The organism is Pseudomonas sp. UBA6562, assembly GCF_002434265.1.
In the GTDB taxonomy this organism is placed as follows: Bacteria; Pseudomonadota; Gammaproteobacteria; order Pseudomonadales; family Pseudomonadaceae; genus Aquipseudomonas.
The window spans coordinates 524,620-547,406 of record NZ_DJJS01000008.1; the positions used below are offsets into that span (position 1 = coordinate 524,620).

24 protein-coding genes are annotated in these 22,787 nt (G+C 62.3%); 12 read left to right on the forward strand and 12 right to left on the reverse strand.

All coding sequences use genetic code 11. The features are described 5' to 3' along the window. Positions 1-77 precede the first annotated feature (77 nt). Positions 78-962 (forward strand): LysR substrate-binding domain-containing protein, encoded by an 885-nt coding sequence (locus B4M43_RS18020; RefSeq protein WP_296268818.1) that lies wholly within the window; start codon positions 78-80, stop codon positions 960-962. 84 nt (positions 963-1,046) lie between these two features. On the opposite strand, the gene B4M43_RS18025 is transcribed toward B4M43_RS18020, so the two are convergent. The 6 genes from B4M43_RS18025 to B4M43_RS18050 form a co-directional block, all read right to left on the reverse strand. Beyond that, the gene (locus B4M43_RS18025; protein ID WP_296268819.1) at positions 1,047-2,453 is read right to left on the reverse strand and encodes an amino acid permease; all 1,407 of its coding nucleotides are present in this window, start codon (positions 2,451-2,453) and stop codon (positions 1,047-1,049) included. A 576-nt stretch (positions 2,454-3,029) separates the two neighbouring features. Continuing rightward, positions 3,030-4,085 (reverse strand): 23S rRNA pseudouridine(2605) synthase RluB, encoded by a 1,056-nt coding sequence (gene rluB, locus B4M43_RS18030; RefSeq protein ID WP_296268820.1) that lies wholly within the window; start codon positions 4,083-4,085, stop codon positions 3,030-3,032. Positions 4,086-4,244: 159 nt separating this feature from the next. Next, entirely contained in the window at positions 4,245-5,051 is an 807-nt protein-coding gene (scpB, locus tag B4M43_RS18035; RefSeq protein ID WP_296268821.1) for an SMC-Scp complex subunit ScpB, read from the reverse strand. Beyond that, positions 5,038-5,772, reverse strand: a complete 735-nt coding sequence (locus B4M43_RS18040; protein WP_296269027.1) for a segregation and condensation protein A — start codon at positions 5,770-5,772, stop codon at positions 5,038-5,040. The genes scpB and B4M43_RS18040 overlap by 14 nt, the downstream gene beginning before the upstream one ends. Before the next feature lie 125 nt (positions 5,773-5,897). After that, the gene (locus tag B4M43_RS18045) at positions 5,898-6,527 is read right to left on the reverse strand and encodes an L-threonylcarbamoyladenylate synthase (RefSeq protein WP_296268822.1); all 630 of its coding nucleotides are present in this window, start codon (positions 6,525-6,527) and stop codon (positions 5,898-5,900) included. 16 nt (positions 6,528-6,543) lie between these two features. Further along, on the reverse strand, positions 6,544-7,401 hold the full coding sequence (locus B4M43_RS18050; RefSeq protein ID WP_296268823.1) for a PHP domain-containing protein: 858 nt from the start codon (positions 7,399-7,401) through the stop codon (positions 6,544-6,546). A gap of 67 nt (positions 7,402-7,468) precedes the next feature. On the opposite strand from B4M43_RS18050, the gene B4M43_RS18055 reads away from it, so the two are divergent. From B4M43_RS18055 to B4M43_RS18075, 5 genes are all read left to right on the forward strand, one after another. Beyond that, on the forward strand, positions 7,469-8,065 hold the full coding sequence (locus B4M43_RS18055) for a septation protein A (protein WP_296268824.1): 597 nt from the start codon (positions 7,469-7,471) through the stop codon (positions 8,063-8,065). 1 nt (position 8,066) lies between these two features. Next, on the forward strand, positions 8,067-8,366 hold the full coding sequence (locus B4M43_RS18060) for a YciI family protein (RefSeq protein WP_296268825.1): 300 nt from the start codon (positions 8,067-8,069) through the stop codon (positions 8,364-8,366). Between the two features lie 75 nt (positions 8,367-8,441). After that, complete coding sequence (locus B4M43_RS18065) at positions 8,442-9,119, forward strand: response regulator transcription factor (RefSeq protein ID WP_296268826.1); 678 nt, start codon at positions 8,442-8,444, stop codon at positions 9,117-9,119. A 555-nt stretch (positions 9,120-9,674) separates the two neighbouring features. Further along, a complete protein-coding gene (locus tag B4M43_RS18070) occupies positions 9,675-10,088 on the forward strand; it encodes a Spy/CpxP family protein refolding chaperone (protein WP_296268827.1) in 414 nt (137 codons plus the stop codon). A 68-nt stretch (positions 10,089-10,156) separates the two neighbouring features. After that, the gene (locus tag B4M43_RS18075; RefSeq protein ID WP_296268828.1) at positions 10,157-11,488 is read left to right on the forward strand and encodes a sensor histidine kinase; all 1,332 of its coding nucleotides are present in this window, start codon (positions 10,157-10,159) and stop codon (positions 11,486-11,488) included. Between the two features lie 7 nt (positions 11,489-11,495). Here the strand turns inward: B4M43_RS18075 and B4M43_RS18080 are convergent, their stop codons facing one another. Further along, positions 11,496-12,056, reverse strand: coding sequence for an NAD(P)H nitroreductase (locus tag B4M43_RS18080; protein ID WP_296268829.1), 561 nt, complete (start codon positions 12,054-12,056; stop codon positions 11,496-11,498). A 346-nt stretch (positions 12,057-12,402) separates the two neighbouring features. On the opposite strand from B4M43_RS18080, the gene B4M43_RS18085 reads away from it, so the two are divergent. Next, positions 12,403-13,857 (forward strand): TrkH family potassium uptake protein, encoded by a 1,455-nt coding sequence (locus tag B4M43_RS18085; RefSeq protein WP_296268830.1) that lies wholly within the window; start codon positions 12,403-12,405, stop codon positions 13,855-13,857. Here B4M43_RS18085 and B4M43_RS18090 read toward each other — a convergent pair. Beyond that, entirely contained in the window at positions 13,814-14,854 is a 1,041-nt protein-coding gene (locus tag B4M43_RS18090) for an AraC family transcriptional regulator (RefSeq protein WP_296268831.1), read from the reverse strand. The two genes, B4M43_RS18085 and B4M43_RS18090, sit on opposite strands and share 44 nt — an antisense overlap. A gap of 135 nt (positions 14,855-14,989) precedes the next feature. On the opposite strand from B4M43_RS18090, the gene B4M43_RS18095 reads away from it, so the two are divergent. Together B4M43_RS18095 and B4M43_RS18100 are read left to right on the forward strand one after the other, a co-directional pair. Next, a complete protein-coding gene (locus tag B4M43_RS18095) occupies positions 14,990-15,301 on the forward strand; it encodes a DUF962 domain-containing protein (protein WP_296269028.1) in 312 nt (103 codons plus the stop codon). Between the two features lie 154 nt (positions 15,302-15,455). Next, positions 15,456-15,869 carry a GNAT family N-acetyltransferase gene (locus B4M43_RS18100; RefSeq protein WP_296268832.1) on the forward strand — a complete coding sequence of 138 codons (414 nt, stop codon included), beginning with the start codon at positions 15,456-15,458 and terminating at the stop codon, positions 15,867-15,869. A gap of 19 nt (positions 15,870-15,888) precedes the next feature. Here B4M43_RS18100 and B4M43_RS18105 read toward each other — a convergent pair whose 3' ends face one another. Both B4M43_RS18105 and B4M43_RS18110 read right to left on the reverse strand, forming a co-directional pair. Continuing rightward, positions 15,889-16,878 carry a YihY/virulence factor BrkB family protein gene (locus B4M43_RS18105; RefSeq protein WP_414707869.1) on the reverse strand — a complete coding sequence of 330 codons (990 nt, stop codon included), beginning with the start codon at positions 16,876-16,878 and terminating at the stop codon, positions 15,889-15,891. A 178-nt stretch (positions 16,879-17,056) separates the two neighbouring features. Beyond that, positions 17,057-17,248, reverse strand: a complete 192-nt coding sequence (locus B4M43_RS18110) for a CsbD family protein (protein WP_296268833.1) — start codon at positions 17,246-17,248, stop codon at positions 17,057-17,059. 191 nt (positions 17,249-17,439) lie between these two features. Between B4M43_RS18110 and B4M43_RS18115 the strand changes: the two genes are divergently transcribed. After that, positions 17,440-17,820: a hypothetical protein gene (locus B4M43_RS18115; protein WP_296268834.1), complete on the forward strand. Its 381-nt coding sequence runs from the start codon at positions 17,440-17,442 to the stop codon at positions 17,818-17,820. Here B4M43_RS18115 and B4M43_RS18120 read toward each other — a convergent pair whose 3' ends face one another. Then, positions 17,821-18,657 (reverse strand): CvfB family protein, encoded by an 837-nt coding sequence (locus B4M43_RS18120; protein WP_296268835.1) that lies wholly within the window; start codon positions 18,655-18,657, stop codon positions 17,821-17,823. Between the two features lie 132 nt (positions 18,658-18,789). On the opposite strand from B4M43_RS18120, the gene B4M43_RS18125 reads away from it, so the two are divergent. Continuing rightward, positions 18,790-19,659: a DUF6279 family lipoprotein gene (locus B4M43_RS18125; protein WP_296268836.1), complete on the forward strand. Its 870-nt coding sequence runs from the start codon at positions 18,790-18,792 to the stop codon at positions 19,657-19,659. Between the two features lie 664 nt (positions 19,660-20,323). Then, positions 20,324-21,262 carry an RHS repeat-associated core domain-containing protein gene (locus tag B4M43_RS18130; protein WP_296268837.1) on the forward strand — a complete coding sequence of 313 codons (939 nt, stop codon included), beginning with the start codon at positions 20,324-20,326 and terminating at the stop codon, positions 21,260-21,262. A gap of 697 nt (positions 21,263-21,959) precedes the next feature. Here the strand turns inward: B4M43_RS18130 and B4M43_RS18135 are convergent. Next, the gene (locus B4M43_RS18135) at positions 21,960-22,745 is read right to left on the reverse strand and encodes a TenA family transcriptional regulator (protein WP_296268838.1); all 786 of its coding nucleotides are present in this window, start codon (positions 22,743-22,745) and stop codon (positions 21,960-21,962) included. Between the last annotated feature and the right edge of the window lie 42 nt (positions 22,746-22,787).

A 22,787-nucleotide genomic window follows, 5' to 3' on the forward strand; every position in this document is an offset into this window, starting at 1 on the left:
GACGGATAGGTCAATGTTCCTGTAGTTTGCCGCAGGGGGCAAACGGATATTCCTGCCGCTATCCATGAGTTCTATGAATGAATTACCGCCACCTCACGCCATCAATGTCGCTATTGCTCGCCTTCGAAGCCGCCGCGCGCCACGAAAGCTACACCCGTGCTGCCGTCGAACTGTCGCTGACGCAGAGCGCCATCAGCCGTCAGGTGCAGGCGCTGGAGCAGCAATTGGGGCTGACGCTGTTTCGCCGCGAAGGGCGGCAAGTGCAGTTGACCGATGTCGGGCGCCTGTATCAGCGCGAATTGAGCGAGGCCTTGGGGCGCATCCGTAGCGCCACTTTGCAGGCCATGGCGCATCAGTCAGGCGTAGGCACCTTGCGTCTGGCCACCTTGCCGACCTTCGGTTCGAAATGGCTGCTGCCGCGGCTGCACACGTTCTATGCCGCGCACCCTGGCATGCTGGTGCACATCCACTCGCGTATCGAGGCGATCGATTTCGACACCAGCGAGATCGACGCGGCCATCGGTGTGGCCAACCATGACGTGCCTGGGTTGATCTGCCATCGCTTGCAGGCCGAGCAACTGGTGGTGGTTTTAGCGCCTGACGCGCTCGCCGACGGACAGGCGTGGACGCCGGAACGCATCGGTCAGCAGTTGCTGCTCAATGTCGCCAACAACCCCCACGCCTGGGGCGAGTGGTTTTCCCACCAAGGCCTGGCGCACCGCACCATGCGCCTGGGGCCGAGCTTCGAGCTGACCTCGCATCTGATCCAGGCGGTGCGCGCCGGCATCGGCATCGGCCTGGTGCCGCGGGTGCTGGTGCAAGACGAACTGGACAAGGGCGAACTGTGCAGCGCCGCTGCACCTTTCGCCAGCCAGCGTAGTTATTACCTGATCTATCCGCCGCGCAACGAGAACCTGCCGTCGCTGCGCGCTTTTCGCAGTTGGCTGCTGGCGCAGTTGTAGGAGCGGCCGGTCGGTGTTCCGAACCAGCCGCGATGACGCCTCACCGAAAAGCACTGGGTGAAGGCTTGGCCAGGCATAGAAATGCTATAGAACGTGCTCGGCCGCAGCCGGCGCCTTGCGCGCCTTGAGGCGGTAGCAGGCCAGCATCACCAGCAACCACACCGGAATGGCGAACACCGACACGCGGATGCCCGGCATCAGCAGCATGATGCCCAGGATCAGCACCACGAACGCCAGGCACAGGTAGTTGCCATACGGGTACCACAGCGCCTTGAACAGCGGCTGACGCCCTACGCGGTTCAAGTGCTGGCGGAATTTGAGGTGCGAGTAGCTGATCATCGCCCAGTTGATCACCAAGGTGGCCACCACCAGCGACATCAGCAGCTCCAGCGCCTGCTGCGGCATGAAGTAATTGAGCAGCACGGCGATCAGCGTAACGGCCGCCGACGCCAGAATCGCCGCTACCGGCACGCCACGGCGGTCGATCTTGGCCAGCCCGGCTGGCGCGTCGCCCTGCTCGGCCATGCCGTAGAGCATCCGCGCGTTGCAGTAGGTGCCGCTGTTGTAGACCGACAGTGCGGCGGTGAGCACCACGAAGTTGAGCAGGTGCGCGGCCACGTCGCTACCCAGCAACGAGAACACCTGCACGAACGGACTGCTGCCGTAGCTGCCGCCGGAAGCGTCGATGCTGGCCACCAACGCGTCCCACGGGGTCAGCGACAGCAGCACGACCAGTGCGCCGATGTAGAAGATCAGGATGCGGTAGATGACCTGGTTGATCGCCTTGGGGATCACCGTGCGTGGCTGGTCGGCCTCGGCCGCGGTGAAACCGAGCATTTCCAGGCCGCCGAAGGAGAACATGATGATCGCCAGGGCCATCACCAGGCCGCCGACCCCATTGGGGAAGAACCCGCCGTGGCTCCACAGATTGGTCACCGAGGCTTCGGGCCCGCCGCTGCCGCTGGTCAACAGCCAGGCACCGAGGGCGATCATGCCGACGATGGCCGCCACCTTGATGATGGCGAACCAGAACTCCGCCTCGCCGAACACCTTGACGTTCATCAGGTTGATGGCATTGATCAGCACGAAGAAACCGGCCGCCGAGACCCAGGTGGGGATCTCCGGCCACCAGTAGTGCACGTACTTGCCCACCGCCGACAATTCCGACATGCCGACCAGGATGTACAACACCCAGCAGTTCCAACCCGACAGGAAGCCGGCAAAACCGCCCCAGTAGGTGTGGGCGAAGTGGCTGAAAGAGCCGGCGACCGGCTCCTCGACGATCATCTCGCCGAGCTGGCGCATGATCAGGAAGGCGATGAAGCCGCATACGGCATAGCCGAGGATCATCGACGGCCCGGCCGACTTCATCACCCCGGCCGAGCCGAGGAACAGCCCCGTACCGATGGCGCCGCCCAAGGCGATCAACTGGATGTGACGGTTTTTCAGGCCACGTTTGAGTTCGCCTGACTGCGAATTGTGTCCACTCATGAACGAAGTCACCTGCTTGTTTTTATCTGTGACGGAATCGGACCCACCGCGCTTGTGGCGCAGCGGAATGGGCAAGGTGGTTACCTTGGCTTACTGGACGCAGCACCGCCTGGGCGGTCGGCTGGACATCAGCAAAAGTGCGCGAGGCGCGAAGGGGTCACAGGTAAAAGCGGCGCCCTGTATACCCTTGCGAGCGCGCAGGCGTCAACGCGTCGCGTCGGTTCCCGAAAGAAAAACGCGGCGATCCTGTGGGGATGGCCTGGAAAGGCAAGGTGATGGGCGTACATAGCGCCTCCAATTGTTGTTTTATCTGCGCGCATTCAACGAAAAATCGTACGCGGCAATGGCGTCAGTTCAACGTTTGCAGAAGGCAGGAGCAAGAGCTTGGGAAGGGGAAAAGGCAGGGGTAGACGGCGTATATGGCAGGATTTCTTTACAATCCAAGAACACCGATCTTGAAGGTTCAGAAAACCGATTAAATCGTAAAAATTCTTTTACAAGGCGGTGCAACAAGTTTCCACTTCAATCCGGCAATTGCCGTAGGAGCGCCTAAACCGGCGCTCCTACGGCTATGCATCAGTCGCGCGGCTTACCGCGACCGCGACCGGCTGGCTTGTCGGTCTGAGGCTTGCCGGTGCGCTTGCGCATTTCGCTCGGGCGTTCGGCCACGGCGCTGCCGCGATCCTTGCGCGGCGCTTCGGCACGGCCCTTGCGCGCGTCGCGCTCGGGTGCGGCATCCTGTACGGGGCGCAGGCTGCGTACGCGCTCGTTGCGGCCCAGCGGACGGCTGGATTTACGCTGCAGGCGCTCAAGCTTTTCCTTGGCCTTGAGGTTGAGCACGGGCAGCGCCACCGGCTGCAGGCCCACTTCGGCGGCGAGGATGTCGATCTCGCCTTGGCTCATTTCGCGCCAGCGGCCCATCGGCAGGTCGGAGTTGAGGAACACCGGGCCGAAGCGCACGCGCTTCAGGCGGCTGACCACCACGCCCTGGGATTCCCACAAACGCCGCACTTCACGGTTGCGGCCTTCCATCACCACGCAGTGGTACCAGTGGTTGAAGCCTTCGCCACCCGGTGCCTTCTGGATGTCGGTGAACTTGGCCGGGCCGTCTTCGAGGGTCACACCGGCCTTGAGCCGTTCGATCATCTCGTCGTCGACTTCGCCTCGTACGCGCACCGCGTATTCGCGGTCCATTTCGTAAGACGGGTGCATCAGGCGGTTGGCCAGTTCGCCGTCGGTGGTGAACAGCAGCAGACCGGTGGTGTTGATGTCCAGGCGGCCGATGTTGATCCAGCGGCCTTCGCGCGGCTTGGGCAGGCGATCGAACACGGTCGGACGGCTTTCGGGGTCGTCACGGGTGCAGATTTCGCCGTCGGGCTTGTTGTACATGATCACGCGACGGGTCGCCTCGGCGGCTTCCTCGCGCTTGATCAGCTTGCCGTCCACTGCGATGGCGTCGTGCAGGTCGACGCGCTGGCCCAGGGTGGCGGGCACGCCGTTGACCTTGATGCGGCCTTCGCTGATCCAGGCTTCCACGTCGCGGCGCGAACCGACGCCGATGCGGGCCAGGACTTTCTGCAGCTTTTCGCCGGCTGGGGGAACGGGTTGCAGTTCTTGGTCGTTGTCGCTCATTAGGGCACCTCCCGGTGTGTCATGACGATCGAATTGGCGGCGGATGCGCCAAAAGGGCCGCGCATCATACGTGGATTGGGCGGCGGGCGCACGGCTGTTGATCGGAATATCGACGCGGCACGGGGCGGCCCGTCGCTGCGGGTGCGCCACACGCCGCTGCTAGCGGTCGGGGATAGCGGCGTCGGGCGTGAGCGATTGCGTCTCGACAGGCTCGGCGGCGCGATCGTCGTCCACCGCCTCGCGCAAATCGTCGAAGTCGGTCTTCAGGCCCTCCTCCATCGCATCGAGCTCGACCAACAGCGTGCGGAAACTGGTTTCCTCCTTCGGCGGCTCGGCCTCGTCTTCACCTTCGGCCAAGCTGGCATCGGCCAAGGCCTGCAAATGCGCCGGCACGGGCGCATCGTCGGGGTCGTCGAACAAGGGCGCCGGCTCCAGGTCGCGCAGCTCGGCCAAGGCCGGCAGTTGATCGAGGCTCTTGAGGTTGAAGTGGTCGAGGAACCCTTTGGTGGTGGCGAACATGGCCGGGCGACCGGGCACTTCACGGTGGCCTACCACACGAATCCACTCGCGCTCGATCAAGGTACGCACGATGTTGCTGTTCACCGCCACACCGCGCACGTCTTCGATCTCGCCGCGGGTGATGGGTTGGCGGTAGGCGATCAACGCCAGGGTTTCCAGCAGGGCCCGTGAGTAGCGCTGCGGGCGCTCTTCCCACAGCCGACCGACCCAGGGCGCATACTGCGCGCGGATCTGCAAGCGGTAGCCGCTGGCCACTTCCTTGAGTTCGAACGCACGCCCGGCGCAGGACTTGCCGAGCACGTCGAGGGCCTTCTTGAACACCGACGGCGCCGGGCGCTCGCCTTCTTCGAAAAGCTCGTACAGGCGTTCGAGGGTCTGCGGCTTGCCCGAGGCCAATAGAAAGGCCTCGATCAGTGACGCCAGGTCACGGGGTTCATTCAGGTTCATGGTGCTCAAGCGGCTCTTGGCTGGGGGTACTGCGCACACGCACATGGATAGGGGCGAACGGCTCATTCTGCACCAGTTCGATCAACGACTCCTTGACCAGCTCGAGAATCGCCATGAAGGTCACCACCACCCCCAACTTGCCTTCCTCGGCGGTGAACAGCTCGACGAAGGGCACGAAGGCGCCACCGCGCAGGCAGTCGAGCACATGGCTCATGCGCTCGCGGGTCGACAGCACTTCGCGGGTCACCTGGTGGCTTTCGAAGAGGTCATTGCGCCGCATGACTTCGGCCATCGACATCAGCAACTCTTCCAGGCTCACCTGCGGCAGGACCTTGCGCGCCTTGGCCTGAGGCGCTTCGAGGCGCGGCACCTGGTAGTCGCGGCCATTGCGCGGCAACTGGTCGAGGTCTTCGGCAGCGGCCTTGAAACGCTCGTACTGCTGCAGCCGGCGGATCAGTTCGGCGCGCGGGTCGCCCTCCTCGGCTTCGATTTCGGCCGAACGCGGCAGCAGCATGCGCGACTTGATCTCGGCCAGCATGGCGGCCATCACCAGGTATTCGGCGGCCAGTTCCAGGCGCACGTGCTGCATCAGCTCCACATAGCTCATGTACTGGCGGGTGATGTCGGCCACGGGAATGTCGAGGATGTCGATGTTCTGCTTGCGGATCAGGTACAGCAACAGGTCGAGTGGGCCTTCGAACGCGTCGAGAAACACTTCCAGCGCGTCGGGCGGGATGTACAGGTCCAGCGGCAGCTCGGTCAGCGCCTCGCCGTATACCAGCGCCAGTTGCATCTGCATGGGCAGCGCCGCATCGTCGGCCGGTGCGGGGCGTTGTTCCTGCTGGCTCACGCGTTGGCCAGGAAGGGTGCAGGGTCGCCGCAGCCTTCGCGGATCAGCTCAGGCTCTTCGCCACTCAGGTCGATCACGGTCGAGGCCTTCAGATCGCCGTAGCCGCCGTCGATGATCAGCTCGACCTGCTTTTCCAGGCGCTGGCGGATCTCGTGCGGGTCGGTCATCGGCTCGTCGTCCCCCGGCAGGATCAGGCTGACGCTCATCAGCGGTTCGCCCAGCTCTTCGAGCAGCGCCCGCACGATGGGGTTGGACGGCACGCGCAGGCCGATGGTACGGCGCTTCTCGTGCATCAACAGGCGTGGCACTTCGCGGGTGGCGTTGAGGATGAAGGTATAGGGGCCGGGCACATGGGCCTTGAGCAAACGGAAGCGAGCAGTATCGATCTTGGCGAACAGGCCCATCTGCGAGAGGTCGCAGCACAGCAAGGTGAAGTTGTGCTGCTTGTCGAGCTGACGCAGCCGTCGGACCCGCTCTATCGCGCTCTTGTCGCCGATCTGGCAACCCAGCGCGTAGGCCGAATCGGTGGGGTAGACCACTACCCCACCCTTGCGAATGATGTCCACGGCCTGCTTGATCAGGCGCGCCTGGGGGTTGTCCGGATGGATCTGGAAGAATTGGCTCACGTAGTCGTCCTGTGCATCACGCAATAGGCTGTTCATGACGGAATCGGCGCCACAACGGTGGCAGATCCTCAGGCAAGGGCCGATAGGCACCGATCTCGCCCCAGGTGCCGGGGCCGTGGAAATCACTGCCAGCGCTTGCCAGCAGGCCGAACTCACGGGTGAGGATGGACATCGTACCTACCTGTTCGGCGGGCATCATGCCGTTGACCACTTCCAGCGCCTGCCCCCCCGCTTGAATATAGTCGGCGATCAGGCGTCTGCGCTTGGTGCGGGTCAGTTCGTAGTGCATGGGATGGGCCAGGCTCACCCAGGCGTTGGACTGGCGCAAGGTCGCGACAGTTTCCTCGAGCGTGGGCCAATGCTGCTTGACGTCGCCCAGCTTGCCGGCACCCAGCCACTTGCGAAAGGCTTCGCCGCGGTCCTTGACCAGGCCGGCCTGCACCAGGTATTCGGCGAAATGCGGGCGGGCCGGGGCATTGTCGCTGGCGCCGAGCGCCTGCTGCACGGCACGGGCACCTTCGAGGGTGCCGGGCATGCCCTTCTGCGCCAGGCGGCGGTCGATCTCTTCGGCGCGCAGCCAACGGCCGCGGTGCAGTTGCTCGGTAGCGGCCAGCAAGGGCGCGGCGTCCAGGGCGAAATCGTAACCCAACACGTGGATGGTGGCGCCGTTCCAGGTACACGACAGTTCGATGCCGCTGATCCAGCGCAGGCCCAAGGCACGGCAGCGCTCGCGCGCTTCGGGCAGGCCGTCCAGGGTGTCGTGGTCGGTCAAGGCCAGGGTCTGCACCCCGTGCGCATGGGCACGGTCGACCAGGGCCGAAGGCGACAGGGCGCCATCGGAGGCCGTGCTGTGACAGTGCAGATCAACATTCATAGAGCAGCGCTTCCGCGAGAATCGATGTTTGATATTATGCCGCCACATCCCGCTTCTGGCTGCCACTGTGAAACAATTCATCGATTTCATCCCGCTGTTGCTGTTCTTCATCGTCTACAAACTCGACCCGCGCATCGTCGACATCGTCGGCCATGACTTCGAACTGGGCGGCATCTACAGCGCCACCAAGATCCTCATTGCCAGCTCGATCCTGGTCTACGGCGCGCTGTTCGTTCGCCAGCGCAAGCTGGAGAAGGGCCAGTGGCTGACCTTGCTCGCGTGCCTGCTGTTCGGCGGCCTGACCTTGGCGTTCCACAGCGTCACCTTCCTCAAGTGGAAGGCGCCGGTGGTCAACTGGCTGTTCGCCCTGGCCTTCGCCGGCAGCCATTTCATCGGCGACCGGGTGCTGATCAAGCGCATCATGGGCCACGCGCTGAACCTGCCCGATGCGGTCTGGGTGCGCCTGAACCTGGCCTGGGTGGCGTTCTTCCTATTCTGCGGCGCGGCCAACCTGTACGTGGCCTTCACCTTCGAAGATTTCTGGGTCGACTTCAAAGTGTTCGGCAGCCTGGGCATGACCCTGATCTTCCTGGTCGCCCAAGGCGTCTACCTGTCCCGCCACCTCAAAGACGGCGACACCCCTTCCACTCCACCCAAGGATTGACATGCTCTACGCCATCATTGCCCGCGACGTCGAAAACTCCCTGGAAAAACGCCTGGCGGCCCGCCCCGCCCACCTCGAGCGCTTGCAGCAGTTGCAGGCGGCCGGCCGCATCGTGCTGGCCGGGCCGCACCCGGCGATCGACAGCAACGATCCAGGTGCTGCAGGCTTCACCGGCAGCCTGGTGGTGGCCGAGTTCGACTCGCTGTCGGCGGCCCAGGCCTGGGCCGAGGCCGACCCTTACGTGGCCGCCGGGGTATATGGCGAGGTCGTGGTCAAACCGTTCAAACAGGTATTGCCGTGACCTTTGGGGCGGCGCGTGTGTCTCTTGCACAGACATTGCGTCGTTCCAACCCCACGTTTTCCCGTCGAGTGAGCCATGAGTGAGCTGTTACTGATTGATGATGACCAGGAACTCTGCGAGTTGCTCGGCAGTTGGCTGAGCCAGGAAGGGTTCGTGGTCCGCGCCTGTCACGATGGCCAGAGCGCGCGCCAGGCCTTGGCTGAGCAGGCTCCGGCGGCCGTGGTGCTCGACGTGATGCTGCCCGATGGTAGCGGGCTGGAGCTGCTCAAGCAGTTGCGCACCGAGCACACCGATTTGCCGGTGCTGATGTTGTCGGCGCGTGGCGAGCCGTTGGACCGCATTCTCGGGCTGGAGCTGGGGGCCGACGATTACCTGGCCAAGCCTTGCGATCCGCGTGAGTTGACGGCGCGGTTGCGGGCGGTGTTGCGGCGCAGCCATCCTGCGGCGAGCCCGACCCAGGTGGAGATCGGCGATCTGGTGTTCAGCCCGGTGCGGGGGGTGGTGAGCATCAACCAGCGGGATATGACGTTGACGTTGTCCGAAAGCCGGATTCTAGAGGCGTTGCTGCGCCAGCCGGGGGAGCCGCTGGACAAGCAGGAGCTGGCGCAGTTGGCGTTGGGGCGCAAGTTGACGTTGTATGACCGGAGTCTGGATATGCATGTGAGCAACTTGCGTAAGAAGATTGGGCCGCATGGGGATGGGCGGCCGCGGGTGGTGGCGTTGCGCAGTCGGGGGTATTACTACAGCCTGTGACGCTGTGCGCGTTGGGTGGTTGGCGTGTGCGTCGGGGTCGGGGTTACTTGTTGGATGGGTGGGTGCGGTTAGGCACCTTTTCGCCTTTACGGCGACCTACTTTTGCTCTTGGGCAAAAGTAGGCAAAAACCGCCTGCTCCGATAGCCGGCCCTTCGCTGCGCTACGGGTTCCCTGCGTTACGGTGCTCTTCGGGGCTGCGCGGCCTACGGTTTGCTGCGCAAACCTACATCTCGCGCCTTCGGCTGCGCCTCAGGGGCGCTGCGCGCCCTGCCCCTACGAACACCTCCACTCCGGCCGGCTAAAGTCGCGATTGGCGTTGCCTGGGCTGGCTGTGTAGAAGAGCAACGGCAACGGCAACGGCAACGGATTCGAGCGGGGTTGGGGGCTGTTCGATGGGGGTGGGAGCGAGGGTTGGGTGATGGCAGTCGGCCAGCAAGTTTGTCGTGCTTACGTTGGTCTTTACCCTGCCTTTACCCTGCCCTGACCGCCCCTGACTTTCGTCTCCCTACACTGGGCACATCCGGTAATCACCGGCCTATGACAGGAGAGACACCATGCGCAAGACCCTTACCGCTCTGATCTTCGCCGCTGCGCTGCCCACCGTCGCCATGGCCATGCCTGAAGGCGGCCCGCGTCACGATGGCCCGCCACACCGCGGTGGCCCGTTCGCCCAGCTTGAGCTGACCCCAGAGCAGCGCCAGCAGGTCGACCAGCTGATGCACGAGCAGAAACGTGCCGATCGCGAGATCCACCAGCGTTACCTGGACAAGCTACCAGCGGCCGAGAAGACCGCCATGGAGAAGGAAGCCCAGGCCAGCCGCGACAAGACCCAAAGCGCCATCCGCGGGCTGCTCAAGCCCGAACAGCAGAAACGTTTCGACGACATGCAAAAAGAGCGTGAAGCCCGCGCCGCCGAATGGAAGGAATTCCAAGCCTGGAAAGCTGAAAAAGCCAAGAAGGCCCAGTAAGCTAACAGCCAGCGACCCGGCCCGCTTCGTGCGGGCCGGGCTTTTTTCGTCGATGAGAGGTGCTTACCTTGCGATCCCTGTTCTGGCGCATCCTGGCCAGTTTCTGGCTGGCCATCGCCCTGGTGGCGGGGCTGTCGATCCTGCTTGGGCACATGCTCAACCAGGACACCTGGATCCTCAGCCGCCACCCCGGTTTGAACCACCTGGCCAGCCAGTGGACCGAGCGCTACGAGCAGCAGGGCATCGCCCCGGCGCAGCGCTTGCTCGAGCAGCGCAAGCAGCAGTACAAGATCGACGTGCAAGTGCTCAACGACAGCGGCGAGGCCGTGGTGCCGGGCACCTTCCCACGCCGTGCGGCGGATTTCGAAGCGCGCCAGCAGAACGACGACCGGCGCCTGCCCTGGCGACGTCTGACCCAGGAATACGTCAGCCCCACCAGCGGCGAAACCTACCTGCTGATCTACCGCATCCCCCACCCCGAACTCGACGCCTGGCACCGCGACAGCCTGCTGTGGCCCCTCAGCGCGCTGGGCATCGCGCTGGTGGTGCTGACCCTGTTCAGCCTCTTGGTGACGCTGTCGATCACCCGCCCGCTGAGCCGCCTGCGCGGCGCCGTGCACGACCTTGGCCAGACCAGCTATCAACAGCACAGCTTGGCCCGCCTGGCCGACCGGCGCGACGAGTTCGGCGTGCTGGCCAACGACTTCAACAAGATGGGCGCGCGCCTGCAGAGCATGATCGGCAGCCAGCGCCAGTTGCTGCGCGATGTCTCCCACGAACTGCGCTCGCCCTTGGCGCGCCTGCGCATCGCTTTGGCCCTGGCCGAGCGTGCCGATGCCGAGCAGCGTCAGGCGCTGTGGCCGCGCCTGACCCGCGAGTGCGACCGATTGGAAGACCTGATCAGCGAGATCCTCGAGCTGGCCCGGGTCGACGCCGAACAGCCCCACGCCGAGCCGGTCGACCTCAATGCCCTGCTCGGCAGCGTGCGCAAGGACGCGCAGCTCAGCGACGCCGAACAGGACGTGCGCTTGGAAGCGGAGCCCGGCCTGGTGCTGCAAGGCTGGCCGACGCTGATCGAGCGCGCGGTCGACAACCTGCTGCGCAACGCCCTGCGTTTCAACCCGCCCGGCCAGCCCATCGAACTGCGCGCCTCACGCGAGCAGGAGCGCATCGTCGTCAGCGTGCGCGACCATGGCCCAGGTATTGCGCAGGAGCACCTGGCGCAGTTGGGCGAACCCTTCTTTCGCGCGCCAGGCCAGCAGGCCTCCGGCCATGGCCTGGGCCTGGCGATCGCGCGCAAAGCGGTGGAGCGCCATGGCGGCAGTCTGCTGCTGGGCAATCACGCCCAAGGCGGCTTCGAAGCACGCATCGAGTTGCCGATGGTGGTGAGCGGGGGCTGACCGGTGCTTACCGGGCGCCCCACACCTGAACGAAATCCTCGGTCTTGAGCACAGGCGCCTGTCGCGGCTCTTTGGCGGGCGTACCGACGTACAGGTAACCGATCACCTCTTCGTTGGCCGCCAGGCCCAATCCCCGATGCACATGGGCGTCGTAGGCCAGTTCACCGCTGCGCCACACCACGCCAACCCCCTGTGCGTGCGCCGCGAGCAAGATGCCGTGCGCCGCACACCCGGCCGCCAAGCGCTGTTCATAGGCCGGCACCTTGGGGTGCTCTTGCAAGGTCGCGATCACCACGATCAGCAACGGCGCGCGCAATGGCATGGCACGCGCCTTGTCGAGCTTCTCGGGGCTGGCATCGCCCTTGGCCTGCACGGCCTGGGCGAACAGCTCACCCAGCGCCTCGCGCCCCTGCCCTTCGATGGTCAGGAAGCGCCAAGGCCGCAACTGCCCATGATCGGGCGCACGCAAGGCCGCCTGGAACAGGGCCTCGCGCTGGGCGGCGTTGGGCGCTGGGTCGGTCAGGCGCGCTACGGACACGCGGTTGAGCAATGCGTCGAGAGCCTCCATTGGCTACCTCTGGGTCAAGAAATGTGCAGGCATTCTGCACCAGCCTTTGTGGGAAATGCATCCACGTAAACAGTGCGGGATCGTGCGCTGGCGCGCGGCCGATAGCGTTATCGGCGCCACATCGCGCGCTTGCCTGAACGTCCGCGCAGTACGTGGCAAGACTCCCCGGCCCCATATCTCGAACCGCGCGGGACACACCTCGTCTCGTCACGACACCGCCATGGGCAGCTTTCGCATACGCGCAGCAAGGAGTTCCGTGTCTGCCACTACCCTCGGTGGGCTGCCGTTTACTTAAGCGGCGCCGTAGGTAGAATGGCGCCCTTCGATTCGAGCCCGAGCACATCACATGGCGTTGCCGACCTTAAGAACCCTGGGTTTCATCATCGGCATCTTCCTCATCACCCTGGCGGTGAGCATGGCCGTACCGATGGCGACCCTGGTGCTGTTCGAACGCACCCACGATCTGCCGTCGTTCCTCTGGTCCAGCCTGATCACCTTCATCGCCGGCGTGCTGCTGATCCTTCCAGGCCGCCCCGAGCACGTGCACCTGCGCCCACGGGACATGTACCTGCTCACGGTCAGCAGCTGGGTGGTGGTGTGCGTCTTCGCCGCGCTGCCGTTCCTGCTGACCCAGCACATCAGCTACACCAACGCCTTTTTCGAAAGCATGTCGGGCATCACCGCCACCGGCGCGACGGTGCTCAGCGGCCTGGACAACCTCTCGCCGGGCATCCTCATGTGGCGCTCGATGCTGCACTGGCTCGGCGGCATCGGCTTCATCGCCATGGCCGTGGCGATCCTGCCGCTGTTGCGCATCGGCGGCATGCGCCTGTTCCAGACCGAATCGTCCGACCGCTCGGAAAAGGTGATGCCGCGCTCGCACATGGTCGCCAAGTCGATCGTGCTGGTGTACGTCGGCATCACCGTGCTCGGCAGCCTGGCCTTCTGGTGGGCGGGCATGAGCCTGTTCGATGGCATCAACCACGCCATGTCGGCGATCTCCACGGGCGGCTTCTCCACCTCCGACCTGTCGCTGGCCAAATGGGACATCCCAGCCGTGCACTGGGTGGCCGTGGTGGTGATGATCTGCGGCAGCCTGCCGTTCACCCTGTACGTGGCGACCTTGCGCGGCAACCGCGGCGCGCTGATCCGCGACCAGCAGGTGCAGGGCCTGCTCGGGCTGCTGCTGGCGACCTGGGTGGTGCTGGGCAGCTGGTACTGGGCCACCACCGACCTGCCCTGGCTCGACGCGTTCCGCCATGTGGCGCTCAACGTCACCTCGATCGTCACCACCACGGGCTTCGCCTTGGGCGACTACAGCCTGTGGGGCAACTTCTCGCTGATGCTGTTCTTCTACCTGGGCTTCATCGGCGGCTGCTCGGGCTCCACGGCGGGCGGCATCAAGATCTTCCGCTTCCAGGTGGCCTACATCCTGCTCAAGGCCAACCTCAACCAACTGATCCACCCACGTGCGGTGATCAAGCAGAAGTACAACGGCCACCGGCTGGACGAAGAGATCGTGCGCTCGATCCTGACCTTCTCGTTCTTCTTCGCTTTCACCATCTGCGCGATCGCCCTGCTGCTGTCGCTGCTCGGGGTGGACTGGATGACCGCCCTGACCGGCGCTGCCGGCACCGTCTCGGGCGTGGGGCCGGGCCTGGGCGAAGTGATCGGCCCGGCCGGCAACTACGCCAGCCTGCCGGATGCGGCCAAGTGGATCCTGGCCGGCGGCATGCTGCTGGGGCGATTGGAAATCATCACCGTGCTGGTGTTGTGCATGCCGGCGTTCTGGCGCCATTGACCCGGGCGCGGTACTCGCTCGGCGTCACCTGGAACCAACGACGGAAGGCTCGGTAGAAGTTGCTGGGGTCGGCAAAGCCCAACAAGTAGGCGGTTTCCAGCAGCGTGGTGCCGGGTTGTGCCAAGTACTGCTCGGCCAATTCGCGGCGAGTGTCGTCGAGCAACGTTTGAAAGCTGGTGCCCTCCTCTTGCAAGCGCCGCTGCAAGGTACGCTGTGACAGGTGCAGGGCCTGGGCCAGGGTTTCACGCTTGGGCTCGCCCTGAGGCAGGATGCGGCACAGCACCTGACGCACGCGATGGGTCACACGGCTGCCGGAAAAGCGCGTCAGATACTCGCCGGCGAAACGATCATGCAGAATGGCCATGGCCTCGTTGGCCGTAGGCAGCGGCGCGTCCAGGTCGAGGGGATCGAAGACCAACGCGTCGTGGGCCGCGCCGAACACCAGCGGTGCATGAAAAGCCGCTTTGTAGGGCTCGACGTCTTCGGGTGGCGGCCCTTGCACCCGTACCTGGCGCGGCGCGATGGGGCGTCCGCTGAGCCAGCGGCACAAGGCCAGCGCACACGCCAGCGAGGCTTCGGCGCTGTGCCGGGTCGGTGTGAGGTGGTCGCCGTGCACGGTCAGCCTCAGCGTATAACCCTGTGGGCATAGGGTGAAACTGAGGTCGGAGCTTTCGGCGATGATGCGCTGGTAACGCACCAGGCGCTGGAACCCTTCGGCCAACGTACGGCTCGACATCAAGGCGTAGCCCACCACGTGGAACGAAGCCGGGCGCACGACCCGCGCCATGTTCAGGCCGATGGCAGGGTTACCTGACAAGCGCACGGCCAATTGCCAGAGGCGCGTCATGTCGTCCTGCGCAAACCGTGCATCCGGATCGTCCAGAGCGGCGAAGTCCAAACCCAGCGTGTGAAACATGGCGCGGCAATCGAGACCTTCCAACTCCAACGCCTTGACGATACCCGAGGCCCAACTGGCAGAAGTGGTTCTTTCACTCATGGCATGCACCGACCGCGACTACTCTGATTGCAGAGGATACTCAATTGGCGCCTATTGTCACTGGCTATGCCAAATACCGAGTCTAGACTGGCTGAGTCCGCCATGCCGCTGATCGTGATAGGCAGGAGTGCAATCGTGAACCGTCCCGTGCAGTTTCAGAGTTTCGCTGAGTTCTATCCCTATTACCTGGGCGAACACCGCAGTCCCATCTGCAGGCGCCTGCACTTCGTGGGTACGTCCTTGCTCATCGCGCTGCTGGCCTACAGCATTGGCAGCGGCAATGGCTGGCTGTTGTTGAGCGTGCCGCTGGCCGGATACGGATTCGCTTGGGTCGGCCACTTCTTCTTCGAAAAGAATCGCCCGGCCACATTCACCTATCCGTTCTATAGCCTGCTGGGCGACTTCGCGATGTTCCGCGATATCCTGCGCGGCAAAGTGAGCCTTTGACTGGTCAGACGTGGCAGCGACAAGTAGGCTGCAACGCTACTTCCGTTCAGTTAAGCCGAACCCATATGACTTGGGGCTGCTTTGCAGACCACCGCCCCTAATTTCTTAACTGATCGGCATTAGGCCTCAACGCCCCTTTTCAGACCGTCCGCCCATGTCCGACTATCATTGCCATCCCCTGCCTCCAACACAGCGCCGGCTGCTGCACCTGTTCTACCGCCAACATGGATCGTCCATGCGCCCGTCGGGAGAGGCATCGCTGTGGGTGGCACGTGAGCGCGAGATCATTGCCGGGCTATGTTTGACGCCCATGGCGGGCGGCGCCTGGCTGACCAGTGTGTTCGTCGCACCGCCTCGACGCGGCCAGGGCGTGGCCGCAGCGTTGATCGAGGCGGCACTGGAAGATTCGGCAGGGCCGGTATGGCTGTTTTGTGAACCGGGACTGTCCGGGTTCTATGGCCGACACGGGTTCAAGTCGGTCTTGACACTGCCGGAGGCACTTTCCAGCCGCCTGCAACGCTACCAGCGCAGCAAGCCACTGATCGCCATGCAGCGCGACCTGACGTAGGGCCGCGCCGCCAAGCGCCTCAGGTAGGGCGGTGCTCAGGCTGGTCCGAAGCACCGGCCTCTGGGACGTCTTTGGTGTCGGGCTTGCCTTCTACCGGACGGGTATGGCCCAGCACCGAAATGGTCGGCTGTTCCTTACCCTCGTCGAAGTCTTTTTCACCTTTGTCCTTGCCTTCAGCCGACATGTGCTCGATCACCGCATTCATTTCAGCGCCCAACAGCAATACCGCTGAAGAGATGTAGAAATACAACAGCAACACGATGATCGCCCCGATACTGCCGTACATGGCGTTGTAGTCGGCGAACGTCTTCACATAATAGGCAAAGCCCAGAGAGGCCGCGATCCATACCACTACCGCGAGCACCGAACCTGGGGTGATGAAGCGGAATTTCTGTTCCACATCGGGCATCACGTAGTACATCAACGCGACTGCGATCATCATCAGCAAAATGATCACCGGCCAGCGCAGAATGGTCCACAGCGTAACGATGAACTCTTCCAGCCCCACCCGTGCGGCGATCCACTCCATCACTTGCGGGCCGAGTACCATCAAGGCTGCAGCCGCCAGCAGCATGCCGGCGATGCCGACGGTGTAGAGGATCGACAGCGGAATGCGCTTCCATACCGGACGCCCTTCGGGCACGTCGTAAGCGGCGTTCATCGCGCTCATCATCAGACGCACGCCCGCCGACGCGGTCCACAGGGCGACCACGATACCCACTGAAAGCAGACCGCCCTTGGATTGCTGCAACTGATCGATGACCGGGTTGACCGACTCCAGCGCCACCGGCGGCAACACCAGCTCGACCTGCAAGCGCAACCAGGAGAAGAAGTCCGGCAAGTGCAGGAAACCGATCAAGGCAATGAGGAACAGCAGGAAGGGAAACAACGAAAACAACATCTGATACGCCATGGCCGAGGCGTAGGTCGACATCTCATCGTCGAGAAACTCTTGTACGGTGCGTACCAACACACGGTGCAGGGGCAGGCCTTGCAGGACGGGTAACATGATTAGCGTCTCCTTTCGCCGCTTGATCATCGAAGGCACACCCATCGGACGGCCTGATAAGTAACAACTAGTCCAATAGACAGCGTCCAAGCTGTAAGTGCTCATTGGAATATGGCACACGATTGTGCCAGGCATGAAAAAGGGCCGCTAAGCGGCCCTTTTACGAATGACGGGTCAATCAGTGATTCTTGGTTGCCTTGTCGGCTGCGTCCTTGACGTCACCTACTTTTTTCTGAGCTTCGCCCTTCAGCTCCTGGGCCGTGCCTTCGGCCTTGAGCTTGTTGTTGTCGGTGGCATTGCCTACTGCTTGCTTGCCTTTACCAACCAATTCGTTAGCCGCGCCTTTGATTTTGTCACCAGTACCGCTCATGGCAGAACTCCTGAGATAAAGACACGTTCACCGTGCCGACATCTTGTTGACCGGGCGCTTTTGGCAAAGGTTTCAAGTTTTTTTACGAATGTCGAACGCCGCAGGCCATCGGCCCCTGCGCGCAACTTGCCGACCCGCCCGGCGCCCCGCACAATGCCGGCTCTTTGAAGCGTCAACGCGCAGGAACCTGCATGAAACTCGACAAACCCGCCGCCATCGAACGGCGCAACGCAGCACTGACCCGCCCAGTGCTGACCCGTGACAACACGCTGTTCGCCACGCTCGACGGCAAACGCAACCTCTGGTGGTTCGAAGTACCGGTGGCGCTGTTGCGCAAAGGCCAGCCCGATTGGGTCAACCTGCTGCTGCACACTCCCGAGGGCGACGAGCTGCAGCACCTGAAGGTGCCGATCAACTTCCTGCGTGCCCATCAGGAGCAGATGGAAGTCCGCAACCCGGGCAAGCGTCGCTCGACCATCAGCCTGGCCCTGAGCGCCGACCGCGACTCGCGCCTGCGCGATACCCGCCCAGGCGGCGAACAGCTGGATTTCAGCACCTTCGCGCAGGCCTGATCAGACCTTCTCGATGCGATCGTCATGGATGACGATCAAGCCTTGCTTGAACAACGCACCAATGGCTTTCTTGAAATTGCCTTTGCTGACGTTGAACAACTGGGTGATCACCTGCGGATCGCTCTTGTCGCATACCGGCAACGTACCCCCGGCCGCCGTCAGGCGCGCCATGATCTGTTCTTGCAGGCCATCGGCCAACGAAGCGCCGACCGGTTGCAGGCTCAGGGCGATCTTGCCGTCGTGGCGCACCTCTTTGATGAAGCCCTGCTCGTGCATGCCCGAGCGCAGGAACTTGAACACCTCGTTCTTGTGAATCAAACCCCAATGGCGATTGTTGATGATGGCTTTGAAGCCCATCGGCGTTTCGCCGGCCACCAGCAACTGCACCGGCTGGCCGGCCTGATAGGTGGCAGGCGTGTTGTCGAGGTAGCGGTCCAGGCGCGCAGTGGCGGTAATGCGCCGGGTGCGCTTGTCGAGATAGGCGTGGACCACGCAATAGTCGCCGATCTTCAAGGGCCGCGACTCTTCCGAATAAGGCATGAGCAGGTCCTTGGACAGGCCCCAGTCGAGGAACAGGCCGGCGCCGTTGATGTCCTTGACCTTCAGGCTGGCGAACTCGCCGACTTGCACCTTGGGCTTTTCCGTGGTGGCGATCAGTTGGTCTTCGCTGTCGAGATAGATGAAGACGTTGAGCCAGTCCTCGACTTCGGTCGGCGTGTCTTTGGGAATATAGCGCCGGGGCAGGAGAATCTCGCCATCGGCGCCACCGTCGAGGTAGAGGCCGAAGTCGGTGTGTTTAACGATTTGCAAACTGTTGAAGCGCCCAAGCAGAGCCATTTTCCAAAGATCCTCGTGACAAGGCGACTATCCTACCACCGCAAGCCCGTTCGCCGCTTCAGGGGGTATCCGTCGGAACCGACGACTGGCACATTCGTCTATCCTCAGGCCCGCATTCGCAAGGATTCGCTCATGCTCACCCCTCTGGCCAAGCCCCTGCGCAGCACCCTTCTTGCCCTACTCTGCCTGCTCACCCTCAATGGCTGCGCGCGCATTGACCTGGCCTACCGCAATCTCGACGTTCTGGTGCCGTGGTCGTTGAACGACTACCTGGACATGAACCGCGAGCAGAAGACCTGGCTCGACCAGCAGCTCAAGCAGCAGTTGGCCTGGCACTGCCAGACGCAGTTGCCCGGCTACCTGGAGTGGCTGGGCGGTGTGCGCCAACTGGTCGTCGACGACCAAGTCACCGACCAGGCCCTGCGCGAGCGCACCGATCAGGCCCGCGAAGCCATCGGCCGGATCGCCGAGGCCATCACACCGTCCGCCAGCGAACTGTTGCGCGGGATGAGCGACGAACAAGTCTCGGCCATGGGCCAGGCCTTTGCCGACGACATCCGCGAACGGCGTACCGAATACGTCGACACGCCACTGCCCAAGCAGATCGCCGAGCGAGCCAAGCGCATGGAGAAACGCCTGAAGCCCTGGCTGGGCTCGCTGAACGCTGCGCAGCGTCAACGGGTGGCGGGCTGGTCGCAGGCGCTGGGCGACCAGAACCAGCAATGGATCGCCAATCGCGAACTGTGGCAACAGCGGCTGCTGACACTGGTGCGTGAGCGCCATGCAGCGGATTTCGAACCGCGCCTGGCGCAGTTGCTGCAGCACAAGGAACACCTGTGGACGCCACAGTACCGCGCGGCGTTCGAGCGTACCGAACAGCAGGCGCGAAGCCTGATCGTCGACCTGCTGGCCGACAGCTCGGCCGAGCAACGTCAGACCCTCGTACAGCGGCTCGACAAGGTGCGTCAGGATTTAAGCGCGTTGAAGTGCATGAAGCCCTAAGGTCTGTCTGAAAAGTTTTGAGACGAAGCCCAGGCAAGGCCGATGGCGACCCCGCGAAAACCGGCGAGGAAGCGCAATGTACTGGAGTACATGAGCATTGCGACGGGGGTGCCTAGTCCGGGCTGGCGATCCAGCTAGTTTTCAACGCAGCATAGACGAATATCGGGACTCTTCAGACAGAGCCTAAGTCGTCATCCAGATGACTGAAAATATGAATGGGCGCAGCATTTGCTGAGCAATGCCATGATTGGAAACGTTAGAAAACAGTCACCCAGGCCCGAAGCGCCATACAGGATTTTCCTAATGTGCGCATGACGGCCATCTTATTATGGGCGCCCTACTATCGAATAAAGCAAGCGACCGCTCGATCACTGCCCAGCGTGCAGCTGAAATCCCCTATCGGCTTATTATCACAGCCTCGCTGACACCCTAAGTGTATCGTGCATGCCGACGTGATGCTCCGCCAAGCCCCAGGTTATCCGCAGCACCTGTAGAGCTTGGACATGACCTGCACAACTGGCATTTTTACCAGGATTCCGGCATTCGATTTTCTGCTAAACATATGACAGCGCTGATGCAAAGCGCTGTTTAGCCCTGTGAATTTTCGCCCGCAGCGCAGCCAAACCACATGCCTTTGTTGCACACCCGAGCCAGGAGCCCTGTTATGAAAACCCATACCCTCACGCAGTTCCACTACAACAAGGAAGCACTGGTCACGTTGAAGCATAACTCCCAAACAACTAGCATTTTTCGAACCCTGGATCTATCGCTTGCTGATTATTTCGCCAAAAAGCCGAATGTCGATTTTTTATGTACCGATCAGAACGGCTCTGTGTTGAGCACTGCGACATCACATGACACCCAAATGAATGGCTATTCGGCCTATGGTCATAGTCGAGCCCTGACGTCCCTGCTGGCGTTCAACGGTGAGTACCTGGACCGTAATGCCCAAAAATACATTCTCGGGAGCTACCGTGCATTCAATACCGGACTGATGCGTTTTGAGTCCCCGGATAGCCGCAGCCCGTTTGACTTGGGCGGTATCAATGCCTACGCCTACTGTCAGAACGACCCCATTAACAAAACCGACCCCTCGGGTCATTATTCGCTATTCAAACTACTTAGGGGAGGTTACAGTGAAGACCGACTATATAAACGCCTTAAACCCGCAGCCCATGAGCTTATCAAGTATAATCCAAAAGAATCTTCCCTCAGCAAGAACGAACTCAAAGCTTTCAGACGCGATACGGAAAGCTCAAAAAAATTCTTTGAAGAAAGAATGCGTTCACATCTAGACATAGGGTACGGGATGAAGGGCTACGCCGCCAACTCCAACCAAAAGGAATCGGCACGAAGAACAGCAATGTACTTCCGAGAACTTGTCTCACTACGTGAAGAACGACTGAGGCAAATAGGCACCATGGTCAAGGTACGAATTGACGGTAGGAATCGATATTTCACCCCAGAAAACCATGAACATTTCCTAAACGCACCGACCGCAGAATATTCCACAAGCGCATCGACCTCAGAATATTCCCTAAGCGCATCGAACGCATCAAACCAGCAGCAAAATGCAGTGGCCATTCGGCAAGCGTCAATCTGACGAGCATATCTGCGTTGCAGTACACCATTAGGCGTCTGTACTAAATGTATCTGCACTCGCCCATACTGGGTTGAAACGGTTTTCGGAATGCTCACGTATTTTAGTACACTCCGCTTCCTCCCCCGTTTCGCTTTGTCAAGCCTCCGCGCAGACACATTCGTACGGACCCTAGTTGCTAGCCGTCGGGGGGGTCAGTCCCGGTAAGTCATGGTGCATCCCTAGCCTCTTAGGTAGATGCACTGTGAAAAGACGCACCCCTGGCTTGGCCCACCTAACACCGAGAATTCGAGCTGAGCCCAAGGCATCGACTCGTACACTTTTCTTACACTTTCTGCTCGCTATTGACTGAACTCAAAGGCCATCGCCAACCGACGCTTTGAAACCATTGCGCAGGATGACCCCGGTGGGGCCTACAAACCTGCGTCGGGCTAACTGACAGCTTCTTAAGAGGCTTTGATGATGAAGTTTCGACCGCGCGCGATGATGCACCTGAGAGCCTTCCACTCACCCAACCTCGCTGGTCTAGAGGCGTAATCACTGGCTTTCGTAATGGTTCACAACTGCGCCAGACACCTCAGACTTCATAGTGGCCCACACCTTTCAAGGTCATCCACGCAGCCGAGGCGGAGACTCAAAACGACTCACGATTGATCCTCTCTCCTACTTCATGACTGTGGACTTAAAACCGCCTTGCGATTCAGCCGGCCGCCAGTGCCGGCCTGGCCTTGCCGCGCTGCTGCGCGTCCAGCTCCATGCAGCACTCGAGGAACCGGAACATGCAGTCGTAGCTCTTGCACACCGCCTTGCGCAGTTCGTTGCGCAGCGCCGGCGCAGGGTTCTCGCCGACCAGCGTGCAGATGATCTCCAACGCCTCCCAGGGGTGCGCATCGTCGTACTGGGCATGCATCTTCAGCCACTTCATGGCGCGTTTGCGCTGCTCTTCGGGGAAGCTTTCGGCGTACTGCCCCCCTTCGCACACCACAGCCGACCACTCCCCGGTGGCGCCCTCGATGGCGTAGTTGGTCGCGGCCATGGCGATGGCCAAGGACTCGGTGGTGCACACCCGCCAGCACCAGTCATTGAGGGCGTTGAGTTGCGAAGGCACCTCCTGCTCCTGCAGCTCGTGCAGGTGGATGCCATGGGCCTGGCACCAATTCACCCAGTAATCGGCATGGTTGAGCTCCACGCGGATATTGCGCATCAGCCAGCGCCGCGCCAGGTCTTCCCCGGGGTGGCGGCGATAGCGGGTCTTGCCCAGGTTGTGCGCCATGTACAGCGAGAACTGCTCGACCACGGGCCAACCACCGATCAGAAACTGGCGAATGGTCGCGCTACGCAGCGTGCCGTCGCGCAAGGCCCGATAGAAGGCGTGCTGGACCACGCGTTGCTTGCTCTCCCGGCACTCCTCGATCAGCTGCTGCGCCCAGAGCGGGTAGCTGGCCGCGTCCATCAGGGGTCCGACCCGAACGAATCCATCGATCACTTTCAACTCCTTGTCGCTTTCCGTGTGTGTACAGGCATTGTG

Bases quoted from the DNA above. Each gene is read 5' to 3' on its own strand.
- B4M43_RS18125 (WP_296268836.1), top strand. From the start codon at position 18,790: ATGCTCACCCCTCTGGCCAAGCCCCTGCGCAGCACCCTTCTTGCCCTA.
- B4M43_RS18110 (WP_296268833.1), bottom strand. From the start codon at position 17,248: ATGAGCGGTACTGGTGACAAAATCAAAGGCGCGGCTAACGAATTGGTT.
- B4M43_RS18020 (WP_296268818.1), top strand. From the start codon at position 78: ATGAATTACCGCCACCTCACGCCATCAATGTCGCTATTGCTCGCCTTC.
- B4M43_RS18070 (WP_296268827.1), top strand. From the start codon at position 9,675: ATGCGCAAGACCCTTACCGCTCTGATCTTCGCCGCTGCGCTGCCCACC.
- B4M43_RS18115 (WP_296268834.1), top strand. From the start codon at position 17,440: ATGAAACTCGACAAACCCGCCGCCATCGAACGGCGCAACGCAGCACTG.
- B4M43_RS18105 (WP_414707869.1), bottom strand. From the start codon at position 16,878: ATGTTACCCGTCCTGCAAGGCCTGCCCCTGCACCGTGTGTTGGTACGC.
- B4M43_RS18085 (WP_296268830.1), top strand. From the start codon at position 12,403: ATGGCGTTGCCGACCTTAAGAACCCTGGGTTTCATCATCGGCATCTTC.
- B4M43_RS18050 (WP_296268823.1), bottom strand. From the start codon at position 7,401: ATGAATGTTGATCTGCACTGTCACAGCACGGCCTCCGATGGCGCCCTG.
- B4M43_RS18130 (WP_296268837.1), top strand. From the start codon at position 20,324: ATGAAAACCCATACCCTCACGCAGTTCCACTACAACAAGGAAGCACTG.
- B4M43_RS18090 (WP_296268831.1), bottom strand. From the start codon at position 14,854: ATGAGTGAAAGAACCACTTCTGCCAGTTGGGCCTCGGGTATCGTCAAG.
- B4M43_RS18080 (WP_296268829.1), bottom strand. From the start codon at position 12,056: ATGGAGGCTCTCGACGCATTGCTCAACCGCGTGTCCGTAGCGCGCCTG.
- rluB (WP_296268820.1), bottom strand. From the start codon at position 4,085: ATGAGCGACAACGACCAAGAACTGCAACCCGTTCCCCCAGCCGGCGAA.
- B4M43_RS18120 (WP_296268835.1), bottom strand. From the start codon at position 18,657: ATGGCTCTGCTTGGGCGCTTCAACAGTTTGCAAATCGTTAAACACACC.
- B4M43_RS18060 (WP_296268825.1), top strand. From the start codon at position 8,067: ATGCTCTACGCCATCATTGCCCGCGACGTCGAAAACTCCCTGGAAAAA.
- B4M43_RS18065 (WP_296268826.1), top strand. From the start codon at position 8,442: ATGAGTGAGCTGTTACTGATTGATGATGACCAGGAACTCTGCGAGTTG.
- B4M43_RS18100 (WP_296268832.1), top strand. From the start codon at position 15,456: ATGTCCGACTATCATTGCCATCCCCTGCCTCCAACACAGCGCCGGCTG.
- scpB (WP_296268821.1), bottom strand. From the start codon at position 5,051: ATGAACCTGAATGAACCCCGTGACCTGGCGTCACTGATCGAGGCCTTT.
- B4M43_RS18025 (WP_296268819.1), bottom strand. From the start codon at position 2,453: ATGAGTGGACACAATTCGCAGTCAGGCGAACTCAAACGTGGCCTGAAA.